The organism is Streptomyces sp. NPDC037421, from assembly GCF_055602105.1.
In genome coordinates, this window is the sequence record NZ_JBVJWV010000008.1 from 200062 (window position 1) to 214366 (window position 14305).

A 14305-nucleotide genomic window follows, 5' to 3' on the forward strand; every position below is an offset into this window, starting at 1 on the left:
GGCGTCGGCGCGCGGGGTCAGCGGGGCGCGGGGCGCACGGCCTTCCGGGGGCTCCCCCCGGCGGCCGTGGGGACGGCGAGGGCCTCGCGTTCGCGGGCCAGGGCGCGGGGCGCCAGCCGCAGGACCTGGGTCAGGCCCAGCAGCTCCACCACGAACACCGACGAGAAGGCGGTCCGGTAGTCGTCCCCGGTGGCGTCGAGCAGGACGCCGACCGCCAGCAGGGTGGTCATGGAGGCGAGGAAGCCGCCCATGTTGGTGATGCCGGACGCGGTGCCCTGCCGTTCGGCCGGGTTCGCGGGGCGGGCGAAGTCGAAGCCGATCATCGAGGCGGGCCCGCAGGTGCCGAGCACCACGCACAGCGTGACCAGCAGCCACATCGGGGCCCGGTCGCCGGGGTACACCAGGACGGAGGCCCACAGCAGCGCGGTGGCGCCGACCGTGCCCAGCGCCAGCGGGAGGCGTGCGCCCGGGCGGCGGCCGATGAGCTGCCCGTAGACCAGGCCGAAGCCCATGTTCGCGGCGACCACCAGGGTCAGCAGCCCGCCCGCGGTGGTCCGCGACAGCCCCTGCGCCTCGACGAGGAACGGCATGCCCCACAGCAGCAGGAAGACCATCGCGGGGAACTGGGTGGTGAAGTGCACCCACAGGCCGAGGCGGGTGCCGGGCTCGCGCCAGGAGTCCCGGATCTGGCGGCGTACGAAGCCCCCCGCGCCCCGGGTGACGGGCGCCGGCTCGTGCCCCTCGGGGTGGTCGCGCAGGAACAGCACGAGCGGGACGAGGACGATCAGCCCCGCCACCGCGCTGCCCGCGAAGGCCTGCACCCAGCCGAGGCCGTGCAGTACGGGTGCCAGCAGCAGGGTGGAGACCAGGTTGCCCGCCATCCCCACGAGCCCGGCCAGCTGCGCCATCAGCGGTCCGCGCCGGGCGGGGAACCAGCGGGTGCCGAGCCGCAGGACGGATATGAAGGTCATCGCGTCGCCGCAGCCCAGCAGGGCGCGGGCGGCCAGCGCCATGCCGTACGAGGGGGAGAGGGCGAAGCCGATCTGTCCGGCGGTGAAGAGGACGGCGCCCAGCGTCAGTACCTTCTTGGTGCCGAGGCGGTCCACCATCAGGCCGACGGGGACCTGCATGCCGGCGTAGACCAGCAGCTGGAGCAGGGAGAAGGCGGACAGGGCGGAGGCGTTGACGTGGAAGCGGTCCGCCGCCTCCAGGCCGGCGACGCCCAGGCTGGTGCGGAAGATGACGGCGACGAAGTAGACGGCGACGCCTATGCACCAGACGGCGACGGCCTTGCGGCCGCCGGGCGGCTCGGCGTTCATCGCACGTCACCGCCGCCCCGCACCAGCGCGCCGACCCGGCCCACGTGGCCGCGTACGGCCGCGGCGGCCGCCTCCGCGTCGCCGGCGCGCAGGGCGTCCAGGATCTCCGCGTGCTCGTCGAGCGTGCGCTCCACCCGGTCGGGGTGGGCGTGCAGCAGGGCCACGCCCATCCGCAGCTGCCGGTCGCGGAGCTGGTCGTAGAGCCGGCCGAGGATCTCGTTCCCGGCGTGGCGGACGATCTCGGCGTGGAAGCACCGGTCGGCGGTGGTCATCGCGGCGAGGTCGCCCCGGTCCGCGCACCGGCGCAGTTCCGCCAGCAGCTCCGTGAGCCGCTCCAGCAGCGCGGGCGGGGCCGGCACGGCCCTGCGCACGGTGAACTCCTCGACCAGCAGCCGGGTCTCGACCACGTCGGCGATCTCCTGCGCGGAGACCGGCAGCACCAGCGCGCCCTTCTTCGGGTAGAGCCGCAGCAGTCCCTCGGTCTCCAGCCGCAGCAGGGCCTCGCGGACCGGGGTGCGGGAGACCCCGACGGCCTCGGCGAGCTCGCCCTCGGTGAGGAGGATCCCGCCCTCGTAGCGGCGGTCCAGTACGCCCTGCTTGACGTGCCGGTAGACGCGGTCGGCGGCGGTGGTGGCGCGGGTGGCAGACGGCATGCGCACAGGATAGATACATGAAGCGTGCAACGATCCTCCCCGTCCGCGATGTGGACGCCGGGCGCCCACGGCTGCATCGAAGGGTGTAGCCCGCGTTCCTCCACCGGCAGGACGAAGCGGTCCGTCCGCCCCGGGACGCTGGAGACATGGCCGACACCCTCGTCACACCCCGGGCTGACACGACCGCGACCCGGCTGCCCCTGCTCGACGTCCTGCGCGGCGCCGCGATCCTCGGCACGCTCATGACCAACGTCTGGATCTTCGCCTCGCCCGGCTCCGAGTGGAGCGTCCTCCAGGGCGGCCTGAGCCTGCCCGACCCGGTCGCCGACCCCTCCGCCGCCACCATCGCCGAGACCACGTTCCGGTTCCTGGCCGACGGCAAGTTCCTCTCGCTGCTGACGATCCTGTTCGGCGTGGGCCTGGCCATCCAGTTCGACTCCGCCGCCCGCCGGGGCGAGCCGTGGCCCGGCCGCTACCCGCGGCGGGCCGCGTTCCTCTTCCTGGAGGGGACCGTCCACTTCGTCCTGGTCTTCGCCTGGGACGTACTGATGGGGTACGCCGTCACCGCGCTGCTGGTGGCCTGGCTGCTGGCCCGCTCCGAGCGGGTGCGCCGGGTCTCGATGTGGGTCGCGGGCGGAGTGCACCTGACGCTGGTCGCCCTGGTGACCCTCGGCGACGCGGTCACCCCGGACTCCCCCGAGGCCCCGGACCCGGAGGCCGTACGGCTCTACGCGCACGGCAGCTGGGCCGAGCAGATCGGCTTCCGGCTCGACAACGCCCTCGCCCTGCGCGTCGAGCCCGTCTTCACCTTCGGGATGCTGGTGTTCCTCTTCCTCCTCGGCGTCCGCCTCCACCGCGCCGGCGCCTTCGGCCCGACCGCCGCCGGGCGCCGGATCCGCGGCCGGATGGCCGCCTGGGGGCTCGGCCTCGGCCTGCCGCTGGGCATCGCCGCCGAGCTGGGCGGCCCCGACTTCTTCGTCCTGGGCCGCTACGGCATCGCCCCGCTGGTCGCCGTCGGGTACATCGGCCTGATCGGGTGGGCCCTCGACCGGTTCGCCGTCCCCGGCGCGGGTGCGCTCGGCTCCGTCGGGCGCACCGCCCTGTCCTGCTACGTCGGCCAGAACCTGCTGTGCGTTCTGCTCTGCTACGGCTTCGGGCTCGGGCTGGCGGAGCGGTTCGGCGGGAGCGGGCCGTGGTGGGTGATGGGCCTGTGGGCGGCGGTGAGCCTCTTCCTGGTCGCCGCGTCCCGGCTGTGGCTGCGGTACTTCGACCGGGGTCCGCTGGAGGCCGTGCAGCACTGGGCGCTCAGGTCCCGCCGGTGACCTCGACGTCCAGGACGAACTCGTCGTAGGGGGCCTCCTCGGGGTAGGGCGGCCGGATCTGCGCGAAGCGGATCCGGGCCCGACCGCCCGGGCGGCGGCCGCGCACCACGTACGTCCGGACCAGCGGGGCGCCGGGCTCCGCGGCCGGGGGCACGGGCCCGGTGGCCCCCTCCGTGACCGAGACGGCGTCGGCGTTCCCGCTGACCTGCCAGGTCCACACGTACCCGCGCGCCCCGCGCCCGGTGAGCCGCAGCTCGTACGACTCCCCGGCGCGCAGCGCGATCCCGCGTACCTCCACCGGCCGCCTCCCGCGTCCTAGGCCGGCCCGATCACCGCGCCCTCGTGCCAGCCCGTGCCGTCGCGCCAGTAGTGCTGGAGCAGGCGGTCGGTGCGCAGGACGAGCACTTCCAGGTTGAACCCGAAGCTGCCCTGGAGCATCCCGGTGACGGCGAGCGCGTCGTGCCCGAAGACCGCGCTGCGGGCCCAGGGCGCGCCGGCCGCGTTCCCCCGCCACCAGTGCTCGATCCGGCCGTCGGCGACTGCCGCGCACAGCTCGTAGTTCCCGGCGGTGTCCTCGTCGGCGGCCCCGTACTGGCCCTCGATCAGGCAGGGTGCGGAGCTGACGCGGCTGCCGAAGACCTCCCCGGCCCGCCAGACGAAGCCGTTGGGGTCGTCGCGCCACCACAGCTGCATCCGGCCGTCGGTGCGGGCGGCGACCAGGTCGAGGGTGCGGGAGCGGGTCTGGACGAGGGCGGGGCCGTAGTGGGCGATGCCGGAGGCGAAGCGGCCGCCGTCGTTCCAGGTCCAGGGGGCGCCGTTGATCCGCCACCAGTGGTTGAGGCGGCCGTCGGCGGTGCGGACGACCACCTCGAAGTTGCCGGGCTTGCCGTAGTCGCTCTGGATGAAGGCCGGGGTCGAGCCGATGGCCGCGTCGCCCGGGCCGAAGGCACCGCCGTCGCGCCACACGCCGACGGCCTGCTCGTAGTACCAGTGGCGCAGCCGGCCGCCGGTGGTGACGTGCAGGGACTCCATGTTCCGGTTGTAGGTGGTGCCGGTGAACGCGGGCTGCCCCGAGGCGTCGCAGGCGTAGGTCCGGCCCCGGGCCCAGGCGAAGGGGGCGTCGCCCTCGCGCCACCAGTGCTGGAGCCGGCCGCCGCCGGCGGTCGCCGCCATCTCGAAGTTGCGGTGGGCGCGGCCGTTGCCGCTCTCGTAGGCGCTGCCCGCGTGCAGGCGGCGCTTGCTCCAGGGGTCGATGTTGGTGCCGCGCAGGCCGCACTTGGCCCAGTAGTCGATGTTGACCTCGCCGTACGCGATCCGGCCGTAGCCGCCGACGTGGTAGCCGGGCCCCCAGGAGTTCTTGAACAGCCAGCAGCCGGCCGCGTCGTCGTAGCCGACGACCAGCACGCAGTGCCCGCCGGCCAGGTGGTCGCTGGTGCGGTGGTAGACGCCCGATCCGAGCCCGAAGAAGTCGTCGTAGACGTCGAAGCAGGCGGTCAGCGGCCCGACCGTGTCCAGCCACACCTTCTGCTGCTCGACGTCGCCGAGGCGTACGTAGTCGCCGATGCGGACGGTCCGGCCCGAGCGGTCCCAGCTGGGCGTGTACTCGGCGCGCCAGGCGTCGCGCCGCTCGGCCGGGAGGCCGGGGGGCGGGGTGCCGTACGGCCAGCAGTCCGGGTCGGCGAGGCCGCCGTTGTCCTTGATCCAGTCGAGGGCGGTCTCCGGGTTGCTCCCCTGTCCGCAGGTGCACTTCAGCCCGTCGTGGACGTCGCCCTCGGAGCGCTTCGCCCATACGTCGTGCTCGATCCGGGCCATCGACTCGACGAGCCCGGCCGCGCCGAAGGCCCAGCAGGAGCCGCAGGGGTTCTGGTCCTTGACCTTCGTCAGCCAGGGCCAGCCCCAGCGGTTGCGCCAGTCGACCGCGGCGGGCCGCCCGGGCGCCGCCCCCACGCCCGCCAGCAGCCCGTTGGCGGCGCGCCGCCGGGTCAGGTGCGGGTTGCCGCTCGCCCTCCCCACGAGCGCCCGCAGGTCCACGGAGCCCGCCTCGGCGGCGGGCGTCAGGTTCACCCCCGGCTCCAGGCCGAGGGCGGGCCTCGGCACGGGCTCCTCGTCCGACAGGTGCTCGCTGACGGTCCACCGCGCCCCGCGCTCCACGAGCTGCGCCCGCAGCTCCCCCACCGTCTGGACAGACTCCTCCGGCATCCCCGGCCCCCCAGCTGCAACCCTCGGTCGTGAGCCCGGGGAGCTTCTCCCCGCCGCATGCCCCCGTCAAGGGGGGCCGCGCGGTCGCGCGGTGGCACGGGGGTCGTACGCGGGTTCGCCTACGGGGTCATGGCCTGGCCCCCGATACCGGCGGCCCCGCCCAACTGCCCCTGCCACCAGGCCTCGGCCTCGCCCCGGCTCATCCGCCCCCACTCCGGCGTCCGCTCCACCTGCGCCCGCCCCAGCCGCCGCGCCAGCGCGACCAGCTCCCGCCCGGCCGCGCCCCTGGCCGCCTGGTAGTCCCGCAGCAGCTCCTCCCACGTGCCCGCCCCGGCCCACGCGGCCCCGAAGGCGGTGGCGTCCTGGAGCGCCTTCGCGGCGCCGCTGGTGTTGTGCGGGCGCACCACCGTGGCGGCGTCCCCGGCGAGGAGGAGCCGGCCGGCGGTGGTGCTCGCGGTCTCCAGGTCGTAGATGGGCTGCACGAAGGTGTCCGCCGGGTCGGTGAGGCCCAGCGCCCGGCCCCAGTACGGCGGGAACTCCCGTTCCAGCAGCGCCCGCAGGTGGTCCAGCAGTTCCGGGGTCAGGGCGCCCGGCGGGAAGCTGGTGGGGTCGTCGAAGCGCAGCCGCCCGCCCCGCGGGGGCGGCGCGTACAGCACCCAGTTCACGCGCGGCCCGTCCGGGCCGGGGATCCGGTAGATCACGCAGCTCCCGCCGGGGAAGCAGACGGTGGTCACCGACTCGGGGTACGCCTCCGCCCCGTCCAGCAGCCCCGCGTCGAAGTTCCCGCGCCAGCACACGTACCCGGCGTAGTGCGGCCGCGCCCCCGGGGCCACCGCCTCCCGCACCACCGACCGGTACCCGTCCGCGCCGACGGCCAGGTCGTACCGCTCGACGGAGCCGTCCCCGAGCCGCACCTCGGCCGCGCCCCCGTCCCCGGCCACCCCGGCGACGGCCACGCCCTGCCGGTACACGACCTCCTGCGGCGTCGCCTCGCGCAGCCCGCGCCACAGCAGTCCCCAGTGGTACGAGTGGAACGGGAACGGCTGCTCCCAGACGAGCCGCCCGCCGGGCCCGGCCTCCGGATCCCGCACCACCCACCGCCGGCGCAGCAGCCGGTGCGCGGGGATCCCGCCGGGCAGCGCCCCGGCGGCGGCCAGTTCGGCGGCGCGCTCGTCGTGCACGCACAGCCCGACCCCCCGGTCCGCGAGCCGCCCGCGCGTGCGCTCCAGTACGACGACCCGCTCGGCCCCGGCCCGTACCGCGGCGGAGGCGAACGCGCACCCCGCGATGCTGCCGCCGACCACCGCTACCGTTCCGCCCCGCATAACCGCCCCCTGCCGCAGCCGAGTTGCCCTGGGGCGACCACCGTACTGGGCGGACCGGCTGCCGGAGGGCGTTAGCGATGCGTGAGTCGAACGTCAGCGGCACCGACCAGCATGACTCCGGTCGCCGCAGGTCAACAGGCCTCTTCGACACCACCCGATCGAATCCTCAATCCCCACAGGGAGCAGCAGATGAAGATGATCAAGGCGCTGGTGAAGAAGTTCAAGAAGGACGAGGAGCTCGCCAACAACGCGTGGGTCCTGCACGTCATCTGACCCACCCCAGTCTGCGCGGGACGCGGCATCCCCCTGTCGCGTCCCGCGCTCCGGCGCCCCATGTCCTTCCCCCTGGAGGCAGGTTCCCCATGGCAGAAACGGCCCCGCATGCGGTGGGCGGCCACCGCGTCGTCTACGCCCCGCGCATCCAGGACCTGCTGGCCAGAAAGGAAACGGTCTTCCGGATCGACGCGGCCACCGTCGGTGTCAGTGACCCCGCCCTGATGGCCGAAGTCGTCGCGGCCCGGCCCGTCCTGTCGGCGGAACGCTCCGTCTACAAGCCCGCCGCGGGCGCCGACATCCCCCACGACAGCGCGACGCGGACGATCCGCGCCCTGGGCCAGGACGTGACGGCCGCCATCCGGACCCCGCCGCCCCCGGCGCGCGGCCTGTCGGGCGCCTGGCCGTACGCGGCCACCTCCTACCTGCGCCGGTGGCTCTTCGCCTCCGACCCCCTGCCGATCTCCCTGCTGTCGAAGCGCGGCGTCACCGGCTCCGACGCGCTCTCGCGGCTCGTCGACCGCGCCGTCACCGTATGGCCGGGATCCGATCCCGGCGGCACCGCCGGCGCCCTGGCCGGGCAGATCCGCGACGCGCACGGCACCCGCGACAGGAAGCAGGCCATCGCCCTGTACCGGCGGGCGAGCGCCACCCTCTGCGACGGCGTGGCCGCACTGGCCGGCAACGCCCTGTGGCTCATGGGGCCGGCCCGGGAGCAGCAGGCGGCCCGCCCCGACCTCACCCCGTTCCTGTGGGAGACGCTGCGGCTGCTCCCGCCCGCCTGGATGCTGTGGCGCAAGGGCGGGGACGCGTACACCGCCCTGCACCCGGAGATCCGCCCCGAGGACGACGTCGCGCTCTTCCCGCTCCTGATGCACCGCCACCCCGACTTCTGGGACGACCCCCTGGAGTTCCAGCCGGAGCGGTGGGCGGGGGTCGCGGACCCCGAGAAGACCCCCGCCTTCATGCCGTTCGGCTTCGACGGCGCCCGGTGCTGGGCCAAGCACCTGGTCGTGCCGCTGGCCGAAGCCCTGCTGGAGGTCGCCTTCGGGCACCGGCTCGCCATCCGCAGCCCGCGCGAGGAGACGCACGTCCCCCTGCGCTCCCTGCTCTCCGTCCGGTTCGACGCGGAAACCGGGGCATGACCGCCACCGACGACACGACCGGGGGACACACCATGGAATCGCCCACGCTGGCCGACTGGGTCGGCGACGTCGCGAGCTTCGCCGAGCGCCGGTGGCAGCGCGAGCCGGCCGTCTTCACACCGCCGTCGCTCGCCCCGCCGTTCGACCTCGACGAACTGGACGCCGCCTTCGACTCGGGCCTGCTGCGCACCCCCTACCTGGAGATGGTCCGCTCCAACAAGGTCGTCGTACCGCCCGACGCCTACACCGCCTCCCGGGTGGTCAACGGCATGACGTACACCGGCTTCGCCGACCGGGCGAAGGTCGTCGCCCAGCTGCGCGCCGGGGCGACGCTGCTGCTGCGCTGCGTCGACCAGTGGCACCGCCCGACGGGCGATCTGGTGGCGCGGCTGTCCGAGGAACTCGACCGGCGCGTGGAGGCGTTCTTCTTCGTCACGCCCGTCGGCGGCCAGGGCCTCGCGGTGCACCGCGACGACGCCGACGTGTTCGTCCTCCAGGTCGCGGGGAGCAAGACCTGGTACGTCCACGACGCGCCGGCCGTGGCGGACTGGCAGCCGGGCGAGCTCCCGGACGACGAGCACTCCCCGCGGCTCCTGCACAGCGTCCTCGAACCCGGCAGCGTGCTCTACGTCCCGCGCGGCTTCGCCCACCGCGCGGTGGGCGCCGCCGGGCTGTCCGCGCACCTGTCGCTGACGATCCGCGACGTCTCCCTCCAGGACCTGCGGACCGCCCTGGAGAAGCTGCTGACCGAGGGGCTGGACCTCCCGGCGCGCCCGCTGGGCGAGCCCGCGATCGCCGACGCCTGCGCCACGCTGCTGGGCCACGTGCGTACGGCACTCGACACGGTCGGCGCGGAGGACCTGCGGCTCGCCGCCCGGGCCGCCCGGGCGCGGCGGCCGGCCGAGCCCGCGCCGCCGCTCGCGGAGACGGCCCGCACCTGGGACACCGCCGCCCGGCCCGGGCTGACCTCCGTCGGCCGCACCTGGCGCCGGCTGCGCGACGCGGCCCGTACCTGAGGTCCGCCGGGCGGCCCCGGGAGCACGGACCTACGCTGGGTACGCCTTGTCCTTCGCTGCTCGGGGACGACAGGAGGCCGCGCCATGACGCCGACCGCCCGTATCCGGCTGCGCCGGGCCTGCACCGCCCTCGCCGCCGCCGGGGTGCTCATCGCCCCGGCCGCCGCCGGCCCCGCCTACGGTGCGCCCGCCCCGGCCCGCGCCGCCGCGGCCCCTTCACCGGACACGGGCGGGGACTTCCCGCAGCTCACCCCCGAGGTGGCCGCGAAGCTCGACAGGGCCGTCCAGGACACCCTGCGCGAGGCGAAGGTGCCGGGCGTGATCGTGGGGCTGTGGGCACCGGGCAAGGGCAGCTACGTGAAGGCGTTCGGCGTGGCCGACAAGGAGACCGGCGCCCGGATGCGCACGGACTTCTACACCCGCATCGGCAGCCAGACCAAGACCTTCACGGTCACCGCCCTGCTCCGCCTCGTCGACCAGGGCAAGGCGGGCCTGGACGACCCCATCGGCAAGTACGTCTCCGGCGTCCCGAACGGCGACCGCATCACCCTGCGCGAGCTGGCCGGCATGCGCAGCGGCCTGTTCAACTACAGCGAGGACGACGACTTCGACAAGACGCTCACCACCGCGGGAACCCGCCCCTTCACCCCGCGGCAGCTCCTGGACTACTCGTTCAAGCACCCGGTGGACTTCGCGCCCGACGCGAAGTTCGAGTACTCCAACACCAACCTGATCCTGCTGGGCCTGGTCATCGAGAAGGTCACCGGCCAACCCCTCCAGCAGGTCCTGAAACAGCAGGTCATAGACCCGGCGGGACTGCACCACACCCTCTTCCCCACGAACGCGGACTTCCCCTCCCCGCACGCACAGGGCTACACCGACCAGTCGGCGTCCGGCGGCATCGTGAACTCGACGGACTGGAACCCCTCGTGGGCGTGGGCCGCGGGCGCGATGATCTCGGACCTGGAGGACCTGCGCAGCTGGGCCAAGACCCTGGCGACGGGCACCCTGTTGACCCCTGCCACCCAGGCGGAGCGCCTGAAGACCACCTCGGTCGGCATCCCCGGCGCCGGCTACGGCCTGGGCCTGTTCGACGTCCAGGGCTGGATCGGCCACAACGGCTCGCTCCCGGGCTACGAGAGCCTCGGCGTCTACCTCCCGGAGGAACGGGCGACCCTGGTGGTCATCCTGAACACCGACGTCCTGCACGACGGCCAGGAGCCCAGCACCCTCTTCGGCGAGGCCATCACCGAGATCGTCACCCCGGACCACGTCTACCCGGGCCACAAGCCGACCCCGCCGAGGCACGGCTGAGGCCGCCCGGACCTCCAGGGTTCTCTGACCGGCCTCCATCCCGACGGCCAAGCCAGCAGGGGTCACTGACAACAGACCCGGGCTCAGGACGCGCGGTATCCGGCGAGCACCTGCTCGGCGATCCGGGTCAGGCCGTGGTCGAGCCGGCGGAAGTACGTGGCCCGGCTCAGGTGCAGGCGGTGCGCAACGCCCACGTGATCGGCCCGGCGGCGCAGGTAGTAGGCGTCCAGGATCCGGCCCGCCTGGGCGGTGGGCGGGTCGTCGGAGGTGATCAGCACCCCGATCGCGTCGACCAGGGCCGCGCGCAGCTCCTTCGGGGCCGGGGTCGCGGGCGAGGCCAGCAGCGCGCTCCGGGCGAGACGGACGGGGTCGTGGAGGCTCTCCAGCGCCTTGCGGACCTCCGCCACGCACCACCGCAGGTCCGGCGGGACCGGCCCCCCGGCCAGCCCGGTGGCGGCTATGCGGCCGAGCCATGCGGCCAGGCCGCCGGGGGTGGTGAAGGCCAGCTCGTGGATCTCCGCGTGCTGCCCGCCGTCGGACGGCTCGTGGCGAGCCGTGCCGACGAAGCCGAAGCCGAGCCTCCGGACCAGCTGCTGGTAGTCGGGCGAGGGCGTGGCGACCACCATCCGCCGCTGCTCTATCCCGTCGGCCAGGATCCGGCGCAGCAGCGCCGCGTGCGCGTCCGGGTGCCCGTCCTCGCACGCCGCCATCCCGATGAACGTCCCGCCGGAGCCGACGGCCAGCCGGTCGGTGTGCTGGCGGGTCACCGGCTCGATCACGGCCGCCGACCGGTCGGTGAGCAGCGGGGTGTAACTCATGCCCACCGGCCGGTCGTCAGGGTCGCACACCACGCGGAACCCGTCGGGGGTGTGCCGGAGCCAGCCGTCCAGCAGTCGTCCGGTGCGGGCGGTGCTGTGTCCGCCGCGGCGCGCCCACTGGTCGGCGAGCCCGGCGATCCACTCGTGGTCGTCGGGCCGGGCCTGCCGCACGGTCGGCACGTTCGGAGCGGGCGGGAACAGCGTCCGCCGGACGATCGGATCGTCGGTCAGGTACAGCGAGTGCTCCGCGAGCGCCTGGCGGCGTCCGTCGTCGGTGGTCGCGGCCAGCAGGCGGAGGTTGCGGGAGGCGGCCCGCGTGATCGCGGCGCGGTGCGCCACGGGCCGGCGCCAGCGGTGCCGGAGGTCGAGGAGGGTCCGGAACGGTTCGGCCACCGCCGGACCGCACTCGGTGGCCGTGATCAGCGCGAGGTCGGTGAGCGCGGCGAACCAGTCCGGTCCGTCCGGTGGCCGGACCAGCTCGGACAGCAGCTCCTCGTCACCCCGCCCCACCGCTGCCAGTGCGTCCAGCACGTCGGACAGGTGCCGGTCCAGCGGGACATCGGCCAGGACCTCGCGCAGCGCCCGGTCGGCGACGGCTCCCGGCACGTCGGGCGGTGTCGGCGCGAGCAGTGCCCGGCTCAGCGCGCCCGCGACCAGGGGCAGCCCGCCGGCCAGGGCCACCACCAGGTCGAGCCCGGCCGTGACGCCGAGCGCGACCGCCAGATCGCGGACCTCCGCGTCCGTCCACCGGGGCAGGAGCACGGTGGACGTGCCGGGTAACGGGCGCGTGCTCGCCAAGACGACGTGTGCCTGTGTCCCGGTCCGGCGGAATTCGCTCCGCAGGACCTCCCTGAAACCGCTCACGTCGGCGTCGTCGACGTACACCACGGGCCGTACGCCTGCCTGTGCCGCGCTCAGGGCGGCCCCCAGCTCCTCCCGCCCGGCGCTGACGACCGGCCGCCCGTCGGCGAGTCGGCTCAGGAGGGTGCTCTTACCGGACCCGAGGGGTCCGACGAGGTCGATCACGACGGGCTGTCCCGCCCCCGCGAGGAGCGCCGTCACCTCGTCCCGGACGGCGTCCTGACCGGCATTGGATAACGCGGGCTCTGACGGTGCTCTTTCCATGTCGGGATCCCCCACCCTTTGGTCACCGTTTGCGGTGACGATGATAGGGCCGGGATACCTGCTGAAGAGGGAATTCCGATCGCTCCGGGAGGCCCTGGGGCCTCCCGGAGCGACCCTTCAGCCGCGGATGTCACTCACCGCAGATGATCACGTGCACCACGCTGCCGTCGGAGTAGATGATGTACCCGCCGTACCGGCAGTCGGAGGCCAGAGCCGCGGTCTGCGCGGCGCTCTCGTCGGCCACCAGCATGACCTTCCCGGGCTTCTCGGCCGGCGCGGTCGCCGCCGAAGCCGGAACCGCCGCGAACAGCATCGCGCCCAGCCCGAGCGCTCCCCCGACCAGTGCGGTACGCATCCGTCGCATCATGATTTCCCCTCACTATCCCTGACACCCGTACGGGTGGGCCTCTGCCCCCTGACGTCAGAGGCGGACACCACCGACGTTACGAGCGGGACGGCCGCGGGGAGTCTCACGAAGGTCTCAACCAGGCCTGTTGGAGCGGTGGTTGGCAATGCGGTTCAGCCGGCCAGGGCCGCACGCACCCGGGCCGGGCCCGGGTTGGTCATGACCGACTCCGCGAAGGCCGTCCACGCGGTGGGGGTGACCTGGATGACGGGGCCGTCCGCCCGCTTGCTGTCCCGGACCGCGACCGTGCCGGGCACGTTCGTGGCCACTTCGACGCACTCACCGCTGGATGCGCTGTAGCTGGACTTCACGAAGCGGAAGTTCCTCACGTCTTGAGCCCTTTGCGGATGCTGGCGATCAGGTTGACGGAGTCGCGCGGGGCAAGGCTGAGACGGGCAGTCCGGTCGAAGTACCCGCTGTACACGGCGCTTTCCTCTCGGCTCTCCACCCACACAGTAGCTCCGATGACATCGACATGGACCACCTGCATCGCTCCGGCCTCCGCGAACGAGACGACGTTGAAGGGCCCGACGATGCACGGATGCCCGCCGGCGCGGAACGGCAGCACCTGAATGTGGACGTTAGGCAGCTCGGACAGCTCCAGCAGGTGTGCGAGCTGCGCTCGCATCACAACGGGGCCGCCGACTTCCTGGCGCAGTGCGGCCTCCCACACCACCGCGTGCACTTGGAGCGGATCCTCACCACACAGCCGGTTCTGCCGCTTCATCCTGACCGCCACGACGCGCTCGATGTCGTCGGGGTCCTGCCAGAAGTCATCGCTCACGGCGAGGGCCCGCGCGTAGTCCGCTGTCTGGAACAGACCGGGTACGAGTGACAGCTGCCAGGTGCGCACGCGGGTCGCGACGTCCTCCATCGCGATGTACTCGGCCATCGCACCGGCATTCGGCGAGTGCTGCCACCAGCCCTTGGCCCGACGACGCTCCCTGTCCAGCTTCGCCAGGGACAGCAGCCCATCCACGACCGTCTCGTCGGACTCTCCGTACAGCTTGCACAGCGCCACGATGTCCGGGTCCCGGAACGGGACCCAGCCGTGCTCCATCTTGGCGATCTTGGCGGCGGTGGCACTCAGGACCTGCGCCGCCTGCGGCTGCGTGAGCCCCGCCGCATCGCGCATCCGGAGCAGCTCTCCGCCCAGCCGTCGCGCCAGCACCGTGGATACGCGGTTGCCCATGGCCACTTGCCTCAACCTCCCTGTACCGAAGGCAGTGTTCCCCGGTCCACGCGAGTGGCACAACCACTCGTGGGGATAGATATCTCCGGAATAGCTTGCCACTCAGACCGCGGCACCCCTACCGTCGGTGACGAACTGCTCACCGCACAGGAACAGTTGGCGGAAGCGCACCGGCATGCCCGCACCACGGGAGCCGGC

Annotated in this window: 14 protein-coding genes; 5 read left to right on the top strand and 9 right to left on the bottom strand. The window is 73.8% G+C overall.

The window, feature by feature from the left end:
• Window positions 1-17: 17 nt before the first annotated feature.
• The gene (locus ACZ7IF_RS15245) at window positions 18-1319 is read right to left on the bottom strand and encodes an MFS transporter (RefSeq protein ID WP_470970032.1); all 1302 of its coding nucleotides are present in this window, start codon (window positions 1317-1319) and stop codon (window positions 18-20) included.
• A complete protein-coding gene (locus tag ACZ7IF_RS15250; protein ID WP_470970037.1) occupies window positions 1316-1972 on the bottom strand; it encodes a GntR family transcriptional regulator in 657 nt (218 codons plus the stop codon). The genes ACZ7IF_RS15245 and ACZ7IF_RS15250 overlap by 4 nt, the downstream gene beginning before the upstream one ends.
• 146 nt (window positions 1973-2118) lie before the next feature.
• On the opposite strand from ACZ7IF_RS15250, the gene ACZ7IF_RS15255 reads away from it, so the two are divergent.
• A complete protein-coding gene (locus tag ACZ7IF_RS15255; protein ID WP_470970041.1) occupies window positions 2119-3294 on the top strand; it encodes a DUF418 domain-containing protein in 1176 nt (391 codons plus the stop codon).
• On the opposite strand, the gene ACZ7IF_RS15260 is transcribed toward ACZ7IF_RS15255, so the two are convergent.
• The 3 genes from ACZ7IF_RS15260 to ACZ7IF_RS15270 all read right to left on the bottom strand — a co-directional run bounded on the left by ACZ7IF_RS15260 (window position 3278) and on the right by ACZ7IF_RS15270 (window position 6818).
• Window positions 3278-3592, bottom strand: coding sequence for a protease inhibitor I42 family protein (locus tag ACZ7IF_RS15260; protein ID WP_470970045.1), 315 nt, complete (start codon window positions 3590-3592; stop codon window positions 3278-3280). The two genes, ACZ7IF_RS15255 and ACZ7IF_RS15260, sit on opposite strands and share 17 nt — an antisense overlap.
• 17 nt (window positions 3593-3609) lie before the next feature.
• The gene (locus ACZ7IF_RS15265; protein ID WP_470970049.1) at window positions 3610-5493 is read right to left on the bottom strand and encodes a C1 family peptidase; all 1884 of its coding nucleotides are present in this window, start codon (window positions 5491-5493) and stop codon (window positions 3610-3612) included.
• A gap of 119 nt (window positions 5494-5612) precedes the next feature.
• On the bottom strand, window positions 5613-6818 hold the full coding sequence (locus tag ACZ7IF_RS15270; protein WP_470970053.1) for an FAD-dependent monooxygenase: 1206 nt from the start codon (window positions 6816-6818) through the stop codon (window positions 5613-5615).
• Window positions 6819-6899: 81 nt separating this feature from the next.
• Between ACZ7IF_RS15270 and ACZ7IF_RS15275 the strand changes: the two genes are divergently transcribed.
• The 4 genes from ACZ7IF_RS15275 (at window position 6900) to ACZ7IF_RS15290 (ending at window position 10566) form a co-directional block, all read left to right on the top strand.
• Window positions 6900-7091: a hypothetical protein gene (locus ACZ7IF_RS15275; protein ID WP_470970057.1), complete on the top strand. Its 192-nt coding sequence runs from the start codon at window positions 6900-6902 to the stop codon at window positions 7089-7091.
• An 89-nt stretch (window positions 7092-7180) separates the two neighbouring features.
• Window positions 7181-8236 (top strand): cytochrome P450, encoded by a 1056-nt coding sequence (locus ACZ7IF_RS15280; RefSeq protein ID WP_470970062.1) that lies wholly within the window; start codon window positions 7181-7183, stop codon window positions 8234-8236.
• On the top strand, window positions 8233-9252 hold the full coding sequence (locus ACZ7IF_RS15285; protein WP_470970068.1) for a JmjC domain-containing protein: 1020 nt from the start codon (window positions 8233-8235) through the stop codon (window positions 9250-9252). The genes ACZ7IF_RS15280 and ACZ7IF_RS15285 overlap by 4 nt, the downstream gene beginning before the upstream one ends.
• An 84-nt stretch (window positions 9253-9336) precedes the next feature.
• On the top strand, window positions 9337-10566 hold the full coding sequence (locus tag ACZ7IF_RS15290; protein ID WP_470970072.1) for a serine hydrolase domain-containing protein: 1230 nt from the start codon (window positions 9337-9339) through the stop codon (window positions 10564-10566).
• 83 nt (window positions 10567-10649) lie between these two features.
• Here the strand turns inward: ACZ7IF_RS15290 and ACZ7IF_RS15295 are convergent, their stop codons facing one another.
• The 4 genes from ACZ7IF_RS15295 to ACZ7IF_RS15310 form a co-directional block, all read right to left on the bottom strand.
• The gene (locus tag ACZ7IF_RS15295) at window positions 10650-12509 is read right to left on the bottom strand and encodes a P-loop NTPase family protein (protein WP_470970077.1); all 1860 of its coding nucleotides are present in this window, start codon (window positions 12507-12509) and stop codon (window positions 10650-10652) included.
• A 130-nt stretch (window positions 12510-12639) separates the two neighbouring features.
• Window positions 12640-12864: a hypothetical protein gene (locus ACZ7IF_RS15300; RefSeq protein WP_470970082.1), complete on the bottom strand. Its 225-nt coding sequence runs from the start codon at window positions 12862-12864 to the stop codon at window positions 12640-12642.
• Window positions 12865-13028: 164 nt separating this feature from the next.
• Window positions 13029-13244, bottom strand: coding sequence for a DUF397 domain-containing protein (locus ACZ7IF_RS15305; RefSeq protein WP_470970086.1), 216 nt, complete (start codon window positions 13242-13244; stop codon window positions 13029-13031).
• On the bottom strand, window positions 13241-14107 hold the full coding sequence (locus tag ACZ7IF_RS15310) for a helix-turn-helix domain-containing protein (protein WP_470970432.1): 867 nt from the start codon (window positions 14105-14107) through the stop codon (window positions 13241-13243). Before ACZ7IF_RS15310 ends, ACZ7IF_RS15305 begins: the two co-directional genes overlap by 4 nt.
• Between the last annotated feature and the right edge of the window lie 198 nt (window positions 14108-14305).

Excerpts from the sequence above, each read along its gene's own strand:
- ACZ7IF_RS15245 (WP_470970032.1), bottom strand. The coding sequence starts at position 1,319 with ATGAACGCCGAGCCGCCCGGCGGCCGCAAGGCCGTCGCCGTCTGGTGC.
- ACZ7IF_RS15250 (WP_470970037.1), bottom strand. The coding sequence starts at position 1,972 with ATGCCGTCTGCCACCCGCGCCACCACCGCCGCCGACCGCGTCTACCGG.
- ACZ7IF_RS15255 (WP_470970041.1), top strand. The coding sequence starts at position 2,119 with ATGGCCGACACCCTCGTCACACCCCGGGCTGACACGACCGCGACCCGG.
- ACZ7IF_RS15265 (WP_470970049.1), bottom strand. The coding sequence starts at position 5,493 with ATGCCGGAGGAGTCTGTCCAGACGGTGGGGGAGCTGCGGGCGCAGCTC.
- ACZ7IF_RS15270 (WP_470970053.1), bottom strand. The coding sequence starts at position 6,818 with ATGCGGGGCGGAACGGTAGCGGTGGTCGGCGGCAGCATCGCGGGGTGC.
- ACZ7IF_RS15280 (WP_470970062.1), top strand. The coding sequence starts at position 7,181 with ATGGCAGAAACGGCCCCGCATGCGGTGGGCGGCCACCGCGTCGTCTAC.
- ACZ7IF_RS15285 (WP_470970068.1), top strand. The coding sequence starts at position 8,233 with ATGACCGCCACCGACGACACGACCGGGGGACACACCATGGAATCGCCC.
- ACZ7IF_RS15290 (WP_470970072.1), top strand. The coding sequence starts at position 9,337 with ATGACGCCGACCGCCCGTATCCGGCTGCGCCGGGCCTGCACCGCCCTC.
- ACZ7IF_RS15295 (WP_470970077.1), bottom strand. The coding sequence starts at position 12,509 with ATGGAAAGAGCACCGTCAGAGCCCGCGTTATCCAATGCCGGTCAGGAC.
- ACZ7IF_RS15300 (WP_470970082.1), bottom strand. The coding sequence starts at position 12,864 with ATGCGTACCGCACTGGTCGGGGGAGCGCTCGGGCTGGGCGCGATGCTG.
- ACZ7IF_RS15310 (WP_470970432.1), bottom strand. The coding sequence starts at position 14,107 with ATGGGCAACCGCGTATCCACGGTGCTGGCGCGACGGCTGGGCGGAGAG.